This window comes from Aquiflexum gelatinilyticum (genome assembly GCF_024813435.1).
Lineage (GTDB): Bacteria > Bacteroidota > Bacteroidia > Cytophagales > Cyclobacteriaceae > Cognataquiflexum > Cognataquiflexum gelatinilyticum.
This window is the reverse complement of the sequence record NZ_JANAEZ010000001.1, coordinates 72,919-86,418: the sequence shown is the minus strand read 5'-3', so window position 1 is coordinate 86,418 and position 13,500 is coordinate 72,919. Positions and strand designations below refer to the sequence as shown.

Genomic DNA, 13,500 nt, shown 5'->3' with positions numbered 1-13,500 from the left:
ATGATTCATTATAGGGCTATTGGAAAAGTAATGGGGGCATTGTTGATGCTTTTATCACTTTTGATGTTTCCGGGACTTGGATTTTCATTATACTTCGAAGGTGGAGACCATTACCCGTTGTTAATGTCCGCTTCTGCTTCTCTGATAGTGGGTGCAATCATGTTTTTTTCTTTTGCAAAGCAAGATCAGAATATCAGAAAAAGAGAGGGATACCTGATAGTCACGCTGAGTTGGGTTTTCATGTCTGTATTTGGAATGCTTCCATATATGCTGAGCGGGACAACAGCTACCTTGAGTGATGCTTTATTTGAAACTGTTTCAGGACTTACCACTACCGGTGCAAGTATTTTGACCGACATAGAAGTGGTTCCTGAAGGAATTCTTTTTTGGAGAAGCATGTCCCAGTGGGTAGGAGGACTTGGAATTATCGTTTTGACAGTGGCCATATTTCCACTTTTGGGTATCGGTGGCATTGAATTGTTTGTGGCAGAATCACCAGGACCTACCTCAGATAAACTACATCCACGGATTCAAGAGACAGCCAAAAGGTTATGGCTGATTTATGTAGGGCTTACCTTTACCCTTGGTGTATTGTATTATTTTGGTGGGATGACATTTTTTGACGCTGTCAATCACGCATTGACTACGATGGCCACAGGTGGATTTTCTACCAAAAATGCGAGTATGGCTTTTTATGATTCAGCCTTTATCCAATATTCTGCTATAATTTTTATGTTTTTGGCAGGTACTAACTTTACTGTAATCTATTTTGGACTTACAGGAAAATTTGATAAAGTATGGCGTTCAGATGAATTCAAAGCGTATGCTTCTACCATAATTGTCCTTGCTTTTTTCATTACTGTTCCTGTTTATTTTTATTCAAGTCAAGATTTGGAAAAAGCATTTAGGGATACTTTGTTTCAGATTGTATCCCTAATCACGACTACGGGATTTGTATCCGCTGACTACACTTCCTACCATGACGGACTTACTTTGATTTTCTTTATGTTATTGTTTTTGGGTGCATCTGCCGGTTCTACCGCAGGAGGGATCAAATTTGTCAGGCATTTAACCTTCTTCAAAAATAGTTGGCTTGAATTCAAAAGAATTGTACATCCACGGGCAGTGGTTCCTTTAAAAATAAACGGTGACAGGGTTACAGGAAAAATCATTACCCATATCATGAATTTCCTGTTGATTTACCTTATGATTTTTGTGACAGGATCGGTGGTGATTTCCCTGATGGGATATGACATTCTCACTTCATTTGGTGCAGTAGCCACCTGCTTGGGCAATGTGGGACCGGGAATAGGTAAAGTAGGACCGATTTATAATTTTGCCTTCTTTGATCCTTATTCAAAAATGATTCTCAGTTTTTTGATGCTATTGGGCAGGCTAGAATTGTTTACAATTCTCGTCTTGTTTACCCCGTATTTTTGGAGAGCCAATTAAGATTTTGGAAGTGTAAAACAAAAAGTGGATCCTGAGCCAATCTGGCTTTTTGCCCAAATTTCGCCTTTGTTTTTCTTTACCAGTTCTTTGGATATCAACAGTCCCAAACCGGTTCCTTTTTCCTGATGTGTTCCGGAAGTACTGTAAAAATCATTGCCAAACAACTTGCTCAGGCCGGCTTCTGTCATGCCTATTCCTTGGTCAGAAATGGAAATGGTATAGAAATTTTCCTCTTCTTCCAAAGCGACGGTGATTTTATCATTGGCATTGGTGAATTTCAGCGCGTTGGTGAGTAGGTTTCTGATTACGATTTCAAGCATCGTTTTCTCAGCTTCGATCTCAATGGATTTTGGAATATAATTTTCCAAAATCTGTCCTTTATAATATCCTGAACCTGATAGGAAACTGAGGCTTTGTTCCACTACTTTGAAAAGATTGAATTTTGAAAATTCTGTATTCATCCCCCTCATTTGGCTTCTAGACCATATTAGTAGGTTTTCAAGTAACATGGAGTTGTTTCCAAGATTTTGGGATAAAATCGGCAAATAGGATTCAAATTCCTCTTGGCTTAGGTTGTCTTCATTCATCAACTTGACCATTCCCCAAAGTGAATCCAAAGGTGCTTTGAGATCATGGGCGAGAATTGAGAATATTTTGTCTTTTTCGATATTTAAACGATTCAGTTCTGCAGCTTGGCATTCGATCTGATTTTGTTTTTCTTTCAGGACACGGATATTGTGGATTTCTTTTTTGTATGACCTGTAATAGATCGAAAATGCAATGAAGAGCGAAAATGCCAATAACATCAGAGCAAAGGTGATGTACATTTTGAATTTCTGATTAGCCTGCATCAGTTCATTCTCTCTGCTCAAAGCAGCAATCTCATCCTTCTGTTTTTTGATAGTAAGCCCTGCAAGGTAATTTTTGATTCTTTCCGCACTTAAAATCTCTTTTTCCTGGTCCAAAAGCGCCAGATATTTCTTCGATTCTGTGGTATTTCCCCGATCAAAATATAACTGATACATCATCTCATAAATCTCAATCATAGATTCTGAGTTTGGACGCTGTTGGTGCAGGATTTTAGCTTCTTCAGCATACTTGATGGCTTGATTCACATTTCTTGTGGCAATGTTGAGCTCTACAAGTTTTTCAAGCGCATGGATCGCCCTAATTATATCATAAGTGAGGCCATATTGATAGAGGTTCTTGATGTCATCCTCTACCGAATTGAATTCTCCCATTGACATTAAAAGTACAGATCTATTGAATTTTGAGACTAGCAATTGTCTTTCATTTCCTTGTTCTTGGCGTATTTCAATGGCTTTGTTAATGATGTCGAGTGCCTCTTTATTTTTTCCCAAAGCCCCTAAAACAGGGCTCATTCCAGTGTAATTATAAGCCAAGCCTTCTTTGTTACCCACTTTCAAAAACTGGGATTCAGCTGCCTTGTAATATTCCAAAGACTCTTCAAAAAGATCTTTGTAAAAGTAAATCTGGCCAATATTATTTAATGAATGTCCTATTTGTACAGGATTATTGTTTTTTTCACTTATCTCCAATGCCTCCTCATAGAGTTTAAGTGCCTCTTCCTGTAGGTTCATGTTTCGGTAATAAACCCCCAATCTATTAAGGTTTTGAGCTTCCAACTCGTGATCCTGAAGTTTGTGCGCAAGTCTGATGGCTTCAGGGTAATATTTTTGGGCTGAATCAGAGTAATGAATCACCTTGACAAGCTCCGAGAGAAAATTAAGTTTTTCTCTGTCGGATTCAGCATCTTGGTATAGGAAAAGTAAACTGTCGGCTACGTTTATTTTGTCATTTAGAATATTTCCAAATGAACCTTTGGGGAAAAGTAAAAAAATAAAAATAAATACAATTAATGGTGGTAAATGATAAGTTTTCACAGTGCAATTATTTTCGACTTAAAACAATAAAAATCGATCGAAAATAGCCTTATTCCAATTAATTACAAAATGTTTATTATACAGAAAACCTCATTATGTGCACAAAACATATAATTAATTATCAAATAGATTTTTTTGTTTGTTTTAAGGAAAATGGTTAGAAGGGAACATTTTTTAAAATCATTCAATCAGTTGGGCTTTCATTTTTGCGATCCTGTCCTCGAGAGACTCTGAGGAAATTGATGCCCTAAACCAACGGTCAACCATGATCGGAAAAGAAAATGGTGTGAATTGTCCGGGAGTCTTAAGAATGATTTTATTTGAATTTATTCTTCTGATTGCTTCAAGGACTTTGTCCTTTTCCATCTGCATATCCAATACCTCTCTGTGTGCCTGACTGAGTAAAAGGTTATCAGGATCATAATCTTCAAAAACCCCGAAAAGTATGCCCGAATTGGATTGAAGGTGTTTAAATTTCACCGGTTTGCCGGGAAACCCTTGGAAAATAAGTCCTGAAATCGTGGCTACATCTCTAAATTTCCTTTTCGCCATTTCACTTTCGTTGATGCAAGCTTTTATGTCTTCCGCAAGGTTTACTTCCGAAAAAACATCCTCTTCCAAAATGTCCTCAATCGGAATAGGCATATCCGAAAGTAATTCAAATCCATAATCGTTCATGGCGATGCTGAAACTCATTGGATAACTTACGCTGATCCTGTAAGCTATTAAAGCACCAAGGATTTCATGGACCATCCTTCCTTCAAAAGGGAAGATGAACACATGATAACCTTCCCGGGAAATGATTTTTTCAATCAGCAAGGTCTCCTTGGATGGAACAATTGAAATTCTGTTTTGTAAATCTAAAAGTGGCGCGACATAGGACATCTCTTGGGATTCATAAATACCAAGGGTAGATTTCTCCAAAATTTCCCTGATTTTCGAGGCAAGTTTAGAGGAGAGTGAAATTCTTCCTCCCATGTAAGAAGGCGTATTTGTACTTTTTTTCTTGGAAAGCTGAACAATGGCACTCATGTCTTTGATGGCTACAAATTCAAGGTTTCTTCCTGCAAAGAAAAAACGATCTCCAGGTTTGAGCTTTGAAAAGAAAAATTCTTCCACCATGCCTAAAAAAGTGCCGTTTTTGAACTGAACTTTGAGCATCGGTTCGCTGACAATGGTGCCCATCGACAGCCTATGAATCATAGCAGCTCTTTTATTTTTGATTTGGTATTTTCCTTTTTCATCTTTTTCCACCTTGGAAAATTCCTCATAACCCTGCAAGGATTCTCCACCTTGGGTAATAAATGACAAAGTCCAACGGTACTCCTCTTCTGTCAGTTTTTGGAAGGAAAAAGTATCTCTCAGTATTGGCAGCAATTCGGCCTCCAAAAAACCATCACCCACTGCGAGTGTTACCAAAAACTGGATCAAAACGTCAAAAGTCATTGTCGGACAAAGAAGATTTTCTGATTCATTGTTTTCCATGGCACTCCTTAATGCCGCAGCTTCAATCAGCTCCAAAGAATGGGTCGGCACGAAATATATTTTGCTTGGCAGTCCGGGTTGATGGCCTGATCTGCCAGCCCTTTGGATAAACCTAGCTACGCCTTTGGGGCTTCCGACCTGTACCACGGCATCGACAGGCCTGAAATCTACTCCCAAGTCGAGACTTGAGGTACAAACCACCAATTTGAGTTTACCGGAATGCAGGGATTCTTCCACCCATGTTCTTACCGATTGATCCAAAGAACCGTGATGGATCGCCACCAAGCCTGCCCATTCCGGTTTTTTTTCCATAATGTAGTGATACCAGATTTCTGTTTGGGCACGGGTATTTGTAAAAAGTAAAATGGAATTATGATTCTCGATGATAGGAATGACCTTATCAATAAGCCTTATTCCCAAATGGCCTGACCATGGATACTTTTCCAATTCATCGGGAAAAACAGTATTGAGAATTATTCTTTTCTCAATTTTGGCTTTGACAATATGGACAGGATGTCTTTCACCGAGAAGTATTTGACAAGCTTCCTCAAGATTGCCAATGGTAGCCGAAATCCCCCAAAGTCTTATTTCCTGCGGGCAGATTTGGCGAATGTATGAAAGGGCTAACTGAACCTGAACTCCTCTTTTGTTTCCCAAAAGTTCGTGCCATTCATCGATAACAATGGACTGCAAAGACTTAAAAAACAATTGATTTTCTTTTTGGGTGAGAAGGATATGCAGGGTCTCAGGAGTGGTAATCAAAACCTCGGGTGGGTTCTTTTTTTGTGAAACACGCTCTTTGTTTTCTGTATCTCCGTTTCTTACAGAAACTTTCCACGGCAGCCCGATCTCTTCACAGACTTCCTGCATGGCTTTTTGAATATCCTGAGCCAAAGCCCTAAGAGGAGTGATCCAGATCAACTGGATTCCATTTTTCCTTTGTTTTTGCCAATCTTCAGGATGCCTGCGTATATAATCCAAAATCACAGGGAAAAACAAAGCAAATGTCTTTCCGCTTCCTGTTGGAGCATTGAGCAATCCTGACTTTCCAGCCATAAAGTCTCGCCATGTTTCTAACTGAAATTCAAAAGGTGACCAGCCTTTTTTTTCGAAGTAATCAACAGCAACTGATAAATGATTACTAACCATATACTGAAAGTAGGGATTTTAAATCTTCCAAAGTGTTGGCTTCTCCTATTGGTTTATCTTTCCTATACCTTTGAATCCTTGGAAACCTGAGCGCAATTCCTGATTTGTGCCTAGGACTTTCCTGTATTCCTTCAAATGCGATTTCGAACACCAAGCCTGGTTTAACCGTTCGGACAGGTCCAAACCTTTCAAGCGTATTTTGCTTCACGTATCTATCAACTTCCAAAATCTCAGCATCAGTCAGTCCTGAATATGCTTTGGCAAAGGGAATAAGTTTATCACCTTCCCACACCGCTAAGGTATAATCAGTATAAAGATCAGCCCTTCTGCCGTGCCCTTTTTGGGCATAGAGGAGCACTCCATCGATGGTGAGTGGTTCAATTTTCCATTTCCACCAAGAACCTTTTTTTCTTCCTACTTCATAGACAGACTCATTTTTTTTCAGCATAAACCCCTCTGCCATCCTTGTTCTCGATTGGGATTGAAGTCTTGAAAGTTCATTCCAATTCTTTGCCTCAACCAGAGGTGAAATTTCAAATCTACTGTTATTGATTTCTTTTGAAAGTTTTTCCAATAACTGCCTTCGGTCTTTTTGAGAATTTTGTCTTAAATCCTTTCCGTCATATTCAAGAATATCATATGCGATAAAACTGACAGGGGCTTCCTGAAGGATTTTTTTACTCAAGTTTTTTCTTCCGATTCTAGTCTGAAGCAAAGAAAAGGGTAGGGGTTTACCCTGGGAAAACGCGATGATCTCTCCATCCAATACAGTCCCTGAGGGTAATTGCAAGGACATTTCGACTAGTTCAGGAAATTTATCAGTTACTAATTCCTCGCCTCTTGACCATATGAAGACCTCACCATTCCTTTGGATCACCTGTCCCCGGATTCCGTCCCATTTCCATTCAATCTGCCAATCTGAGATTTCTCCAAAACTTGACAGTTCCTTTTCCAATGGATATGCAAGAAAAAATGGATAGGGCCTGGAAATATGTCCACTATTTTCTTTGGTCATAACCAGTCCCTTAAAAGAAGTTTTTTCAGGGTTCCAATCCCCCATTATCCTATGGGCTACTTCAATTTTTTCAAGTTCAAAAGCTTCGGCCACTGCTTGGGTAATAAGATTTTGACTTACTCCAACCCTAAATCCACCTGTGATCAATTTGATGAAAATAAAGCGTTCCTCTTTCGCCATCATTTCCCATGCCATCAATATTTTTTCCTTTTTGTGGGATTCCTCAAGATTTTCCAAATCCATTAAATACCTGATCCAAAAACTCAGAGAATTATCTTGGTGAATTTCTTTGGTTGGCAAAAGCAGGGAGATTGTTTCGGCCAGATCACCGACTGTTTGATATGATTCTTCAAAAAGCCAATCAGGAATTCCGGACCATTCGCAGCACCATTCACGTAATTGTCTTGTATTTACCTGTCTCTTGGGTCTACGGTGGGTAAAAAGGGCTATAGTCCAAAGTTTATCCTCATCCGAGACCGACAAAAAATATGTCCTCAGCGCCTCGAGTTTGTCAGAGGTTTTGTTACTTTGGTCCAGACGCATGAAAAGACTAGCAAAATCTCTCATTTATTGAAGTTATGTTTCATTTCAAACTTTTGACAATGTGACAAGGTTCACATCAAGAAAAAACTTAAAATTGTATCTTTATCTCTGTATGGAACTTAAAGCCATATTCAGCGTAATTACATTAAAAACCAAACAGCTATGAAAAAGTTGGCGATTATATTTCTTTCTGCCCTGATCATATTTTCCTGTGATCAGCAAAAGGATCCTGTTTATACCACCAATGAACTGACTTACAACCTTTACCAAGGTTCTGACTTCAATTATACCGGCAAAGTTCAAATTAAGGAATTGCTCAACGGTGACTTGGAGCTTACTTTGGAACTTAATGGGAACAAGGACCAGGACCCTTATTATTTTCCTGCCCACCTTCATTTTGGTCCTTATGACAGCCCTGATTCTCCCATAGCTTTCCAACTTGACCCCATTGACATCAGAACTTTGAAAAGTGTTACTGTCTTAGGACAGCTTTCGGATGGGACCAAATTGAAATTTGAGGATTTAAACAATTTCGATGGACATATTAAAGTTCACTTGGCTGATTCGGGACCTGAATATCAGGTAATTTTATCAGTGGGAAATATCGGAGCAAATGACAACAGCCCACAGGCATTTAAAAAAGAGGACATGACGGTTTGTTCACCTTATCTCAACTAAAAAAGGTCATCTTCTGATGACGTTTTCTTTATTTATTTTCTTCCATTACCTCAGGAAGAGTCAATCTTTTGAATTTTTCATGTAATTGTGCGATTTCAGCATGCATCACTTTTTGGTAATCAAGGTGCTCAGTGTCTTTAAATGGCTTCATCGGATTGTGGACGTGATACGTTCTTTGATGCTCATCATCATGGGAATGCTCAAATCCAGGAACTTCAATAATGTCTTTGTCCCATATCTTAAGTTCCTCTTTTAACTCACTGAAATCTGATCCTGATTCCTTCAGCTGCTTTTCGAATCCTGTGATTTCTTCTCTTAAGTCAAGGGACTTTTGGAGATATCCGTTAGCTTCTGCATATATTTTTGGATCTCCTTCCACTTCTTTTTTTCCTGAACAGGAAAGGGCAAAAGAAATTACAAAACTGAATAACAAAAGGTGGTATAAATTTTTCATAAAATTGAATTTTTATGCCAATATAAATAAAAAGGCGACTTTTTTAAAAAAGCCGCCTGTATTGTATTATCAATTCAACACTACAGGAAAAGTAATGTCAAGGTCTGTTTCGCCTCCTGCTTGCACAAAGTTCTCCCAATTTGGATTGTTTGCCCCAGTAAAATTCTTGTTGAGGTCATGTCTTAAAACAACCCTCATCTGCGCTGTATTAAAACCAATAGTCTGTACAATGCCTCTCAAACCTACCGGATTACCATCAATATCCTCGTCATCATAAGCATAGGTCAGAATCGCTGTTCCCTGAAATGCCGTCCCAAGGAAAAAAAACTGATGATCTTCCTTTTCTTCCTCAATTTCAACTGTGATATCTTCATTTTCTATGCTGTTGAAAAGGGAAACTTCCATAAGATAGGTTTTACCCCTTGCAAGCGTGATTGTTTCTATGGTTGGACCATTTCCCAATTCCAACCCATCAGGGTCTGTTGCACTTACTTCAATTGGAGTGCCTGTAGGAGAACCGGCTGAATTTAGTTCTGTGAATTTTAAGATTACATCTGTGATTACTTCGCCTTCATTTTCCGGTACGGGGTCGTCACTTTTACAAGATGAAAAGGTCAAGGCAACCGCTGCAAATAAGGTCATTAAATAGCTGTAGTTTTTCATGATAATTTAATTGTATATGTATTTGGTTTAAAATTCATAATTGAGTTTGATCAATAAATTCCTTCCCAATTCATGGGAAAAGTACCTGAATCGATTCATGTAATCTTTGTAAGCTTTATCGAACAGGTTTGTGACCTGAAAACCTAAATTGAGCTTGTCATTTCCTATTTTGAAAGATGTTTGAAATCCTAAATTCCAAAGCATGTAAGCCGGTGGTGCAGGGGCAAGGTCAAAATCAGGTTCGCGATGTTGCTTTGCCACAGCAAGATTACTGAAGGAAATTTTGGAATTATTTTCGGATACGCCGGTTTGAAAATTATAACTCAAACCCGTTTCCAACCTGTCAGTAGGGATAAATGGAAGAAAAGTATCTTCAGTCGTATTGGTTGCTCTGACAATTGAACCCCTTGAAAATAATTCCCAATGGGAAGTAACTGTCCAAATTGCGCTCAGGTCAGTCCCCATAAAAAAAGCATCGGTCTGAAGGTATTCAAAGACATTGAATGTACCTCGGAGAGAAACAAAACGGTCTTCAGTAGGATTGAGGTAAATATAATTTTTAATGGTATTGGTATATCCGGTCAGTTCAACGTTGACCTTACTTCCTGAATAATTAAGGGTATTCATCCATTTAAAGGATTGTTCAGATACAAAATCAGGGTTTCCGATTTCGATCGCCGCCAAACCATGATGAAGTCCCTGACTGAACTGTTCATTGATACTAGGCGGTCTCCAAGCTGTTCCAAAGTTGGTATTGAATGTGAGATTTCGTGAAATCGGGTACATGGCACCGATAAAAGCAGAGAAGTTATTGAAATCAAATACATCTTCTTGAAGGACGCCTCCTCTGTTGACCCTTGCTGACTCCACATGTCTGAAATCATACCGAAGACCGCCTTCTATTTCCAAAGGCCCGCTTGTGAATTTTTCAATGGCAAAAAAACCGACATTAAACATTTCATAATTGGGAATCAATGGCACTACACCAGTTCCGGGGATATTTGAATTTGCCTGTTGAATCAATTGAAATCCTATGGCCCCATTCCAGTTTTTCCTTGTTTGGTGGTTATAGCTCAGATCTAGGGTGTTGGTAAAAAGCACCAAATCCAGGGAAGGTCTGCTGTTCAGCTCTCCCCGTCTTCTGTCATATTCCTGTCTATGATTTCTCTGAAAAGCGTATTGGATGTTCAGCTTTGCCCCGTCAGCCAAATGATAATGCCCCTTTAATTTCAAAAGCTGATGGTCGACATTTTGCTTCGGATTTTGGATGTCATATGTGAAATCCGGCGTCCGAAACGGCCTTCCATTTTCAATGATACTTTCCAAGTCGGAGAGATTGCCCGTATGGGAATCCGTCAAAATACCGATAGTAGTCTGAAAATGACTGAAATAAACTTCCGTACCCAACTTTGAATTACTGTAACCTAAGGCTCCTGAAAAATTAAACTCTCTCGCGCCTGTATTATCAAGCATATAATCGGGGGTTTGCAGGTTTCCTGCAATTCTTGAAGATGACTGAATCCAATAACCCAAACCTTTGATTTTTTTCGAACCGCCGAGTAAACCCACTGAACCTGTGATTCCGCGCCCATTTGAAAATCCAATCAGGTCAATTTCTCCACTTTGACCACCTTTGACAGGTAGCGGTGCAGGATTTACCAAAATCACACCTCCCATTGCGTCCGGACCAAACCGGACAGTTTCGGCACCTTTGACTACAGAAATTTCTCTTGCTACAAATGGGTCGATTTCTGGAGCATGATCTGCACCCCATTGTTGGCCTTCGAGTCTGACTCCATTATTAAGAATCAAAATCCTATTGCTGTGAAGTCCATGAATTACAGGTTTTTGGATACTCGATCCTGAAGAATATGTCGTTACACCTGGGATTCTTCTTAATGTTTCCCCTAGGTTTTGACCTCTTGAAATCCTCAGCTCATCTCCATAGATACCCGAGACAGTATTTGTTGTCAACAAAGCATCCTCATGCCCGTGGATTTCAACTCCTTCCAACTGGACATCCTCTGCCATCAACCTGATGGTGATACTCATATTTGACTTGATATTGACTTTTTCTAAATTGTCTTTATGACCGAGATATTGGACTTTTAGAGTCTGTTCACCTTGGCAGATTTTCGATATCCTAAAATTTCCTTGGGAATCGGTGACAGCACCTTTTTCTGAATCAATTAGCCAAACATATGCACCTTCAATAGGCTCATTGTTTTCTTCATGAACTACCTTTCCACGAAGAACAAGCAAGCATTCTTCCTGCCCAAATGAATTGGCAGCTATCAAAAGAAAGGAAAAGAGAAAGACAATTGGTTTAGACATAAATGAAACTATGTTGCAAAAATAATCAAAGCCATCCTTTTGACCTAACGTTAATGCAACTTTGTTTCAATTCTGAAGTTCAAATAAAAAATAAAAAATTTTTTCTGCTAAAAATATCCAATTCAAACTTTTGGTAAAGACATTTTGATAAAAACACCAAAAAATTATTTTTTTAAACATTAAAAATATAACAATTTCATTAAAACCACTTTCTAATAATTTTTTTATACTTTTTGAATTTCAATTTTATTTTGATTTAATTTATCAAAACCAAATTCTATTTGGGAATTAAAACCACTTTAAAATTTCTTTATTATGATCAAAAAATTCTACCGATTTATGGGCAAACCTGCAGGAATTGCTTCATTAGCCCTAGCCCTTGTGACATTTTCATGTCAAGAAAATGCGGAATCTCCAATTTTGGAATCGCAAGACCAGATTATGAAATATCAAAATGGAGATATTATTCCTGATAGCTATATCGTAGTATTAAAACCTCAATCTATAGGTTTTAGAAAAGATGGATCCTATGAAGACACACAGTCTTCGATGAGAAAAAGTGTTTCAAGTATCTTGGCAAAATACAGAATCTCAGATGAAAATCTAGGGGCGGTATATTCAGCTGCATTAGATGGCTTTGCAGTGAAACTTGATAAAAGTCAAATCGAATTATTGAAAAATGATCCTTCAGTAAGTTATATAGAACCAAACAGAGTAATGTCCATTGCCCAAAAAGGTAAACCGGGCGGTGGCGGTGGCTCCACAGGACAAGAAACACCTTGGGGAATCACCAGAGTGGGTGGTTCGGTTAATTATACAGGAACAAACGTCGCATGGGTAATTGACACAGGAATTGATTTGACACATCCTGATCTAAATGTAAATGCCACCAACGGTTTTACTGCTTTTACATCTGGGAAAGATGCCAATTTCAATGATGGAAATGGACATGGTTCACACGTAGCAGGTACCATTGCTGCAATCAACAATTCAATCGGCGTGATAGGTGTTGCAGCCGGAGCTCAGGTCGTACCTGTTAAAGTACTTGATTCTAGAGGTTCAGGCTCGTATGACGGGGTAATTGCCGGAGTAGATTGGGTTGCAGCCAAAGGAAAATCAGGAGATGTAGCCAATATGAGTTTGGGTGGCCCTGTTTCTCAAGCATTGGATGATGCTATTGTAGTTGCAGCAGGCAAAGGAATCAAGTTTGTGGTTGCTGCGGGGAACAGCGCAGCTAATGCAAATAACTATTCCCCTGCAAGAGTAAACGGTTCGAATATTTATACGATTTCGGCTTCTGACAGTGGAGATAGATTTGCCTCATTTTCAAATTTTGGAAATCCTCCGATTGACTATTGTGCTCCTGGTGTTAGCATTAAATCTACTTGGAAGGGTGGGGCATATAATACCATCAGTGGAACTTCAATGGCCTCACCACATGCAGCAGGTGTATTGCTTTTGGGTACTGCAAAAACATCAGGATTTGTAACAGGTGACAAAGACAACAGTCCTGATGCAATTATTTCACGATAATTTAAAAAGTAATATTTAGGTTTTAGACCGCCTGCTTCATTGTGGGCGGTTTATTTTTTTAATTCCCTTAAGATATCCTCCAGGCCGTTGAGCCGGATTTCATAAAGTGTACTAAGCCACATGCCTAGTTTTCCCTCAGGAAAACCCTTTCTATGCATCCAAATCAAATAATCCTCAGGAATATCGCAAAGCAACTTTCCCTTGTATTTTCCAAAAGGCATTTTTTTCGAAACCAAGTCTAAAAGTATTTGTCTGTCCATGTCCCAAAAGTAGGTTTTTAGATATAAAAT

10 protein-coding genes are annotated in these 13,500 nt (G+C 38.9%); 3 read left to right on the top strand and 7 right to left on the bottom strand.

Translation table 11 applies throughout. The features are described from left to right. The gene (locus NK987_RS00350) at positions 1-1,452 is read left to right on the top strand and encodes a TrkH family potassium uptake protein (RefSeq protein ID WP_259262247.1); all 1,452 of its coding nucleotides are present in this window, start codon (positions 1-3) and stop codon (positions 1,450-1,452) included. Here NK987_RS00350 and NK987_RS21440 read toward each other — a convergent pair. From NK987_RS21440 to NK987_RS00335, 3 genes are all read right to left on the bottom strand, one after another. Further along, entirely contained in the window at positions 1,449-3,356 is a 1,908-nt protein-coding gene (locus NK987_RS21440) for a tetratricopeptide repeat-containing sensor histidine kinase (RefSeq protein WP_259262246.1), read from the bottom strand. The two genes, NK987_RS00350 and NK987_RS21440, sit on opposite strands and share 4 nt — an antisense overlap. A gap of 180 nt (positions 3,357-3,536) precedes the next feature. Next, complete coding sequence (locus tag NK987_RS00340; RefSeq protein ID WP_259262245.1) at positions 3,537-5,990, bottom strand: ligase-associated DNA damage response DEXH box helicase; 2,454 nt, start codon at positions 5,988-5,990, stop codon at positions 3,537-3,539. Continuing rightward, entirely contained in the window at positions 5,983-7,572 is a 1,590-nt protein-coding gene (locus tag NK987_RS00335) for an ATP-dependent DNA ligase (RefSeq protein ID WP_259262244.1), read from the bottom strand. Before NK987_RS00335 ends, NK987_RS00340 begins: the two co-directional genes overlap by 8 nt. A 138-nt stretch (positions 7,573-7,710) precedes the next feature. Between NK987_RS00335 and NK987_RS00330 the strand changes: the two genes are divergently transcribed. After that, on the top strand, positions 7,711-8,226 hold the full coding sequence (locus tag NK987_RS00330; protein WP_259262243.1) for a hypothetical protein: 516 nt from the start codon (positions 7,711-7,713) through the stop codon (positions 8,224-8,226). A 28-nt stretch (positions 8,227-8,254) separates the two neighbouring features. Here the strand turns inward: NK987_RS00330 and NK987_RS00325 are convergent, their stop codons facing one another. The 3 genes from NK987_RS00325 to NK987_RS00315 all read right to left on the bottom strand — a co-directional run bounded on the left by NK987_RS00325 (position 8,255) and on the right by NK987_RS00315 (position 11,677). Beyond that, the gene (locus tag NK987_RS00325; RefSeq protein ID WP_259262242.1) at positions 8,255-8,680 is read right to left on the bottom strand and encodes a hypothetical protein; all 426 of its coding nucleotides are present in this window, start codon (positions 8,678-8,680) and stop codon (positions 8,255-8,257) included. A 69-nt stretch (positions 8,681-8,749) separates the two neighbouring features. Next, positions 8,750-9,343, bottom strand: a complete 594-nt coding sequence (locus tag NK987_RS00320) for a hypothetical protein (RefSeq protein ID WP_259262241.1) — start codon at positions 9,341-9,343, stop codon at positions 8,750-8,752. 27 nt (positions 9,344-9,370) lie between these two features. Then, positions 9,371-11,677 (bottom strand): TonB-dependent receptor, encoded by a 2,307-nt coding sequence (locus NK987_RS00315; protein ID WP_259262240.1) that lies wholly within the window; start codon positions 11,675-11,677, stop codon positions 9,371-9,373. Between the two features lie 315 nt (positions 11,678-11,992). Between NK987_RS00315 and NK987_RS00310 the strand changes: the two genes are divergently transcribed. Beyond that, a complete protein-coding gene (locus NK987_RS00310) occupies positions 11,993-13,210 on the top strand; it encodes a S8 family serine peptidase (protein ID WP_259262239.1) in 1,218 nt (405 codons plus the stop codon). 50 nt (positions 13,211-13,260) lie between these two features. Here the strand turns inward: NK987_RS00310 and NK987_RS00305 are convergent, their stop codons facing one another. Further along, positions 13,261-13,470, bottom strand: a complete 210-nt coding sequence (locus NK987_RS00305; RefSeq protein WP_259262238.1) for a DUF3820 family protein — start codon at positions 13,468-13,470, stop codon at positions 13,261-13,263. Between the last annotated feature and the right edge of the window lie 30 nt (positions 13,471-13,500).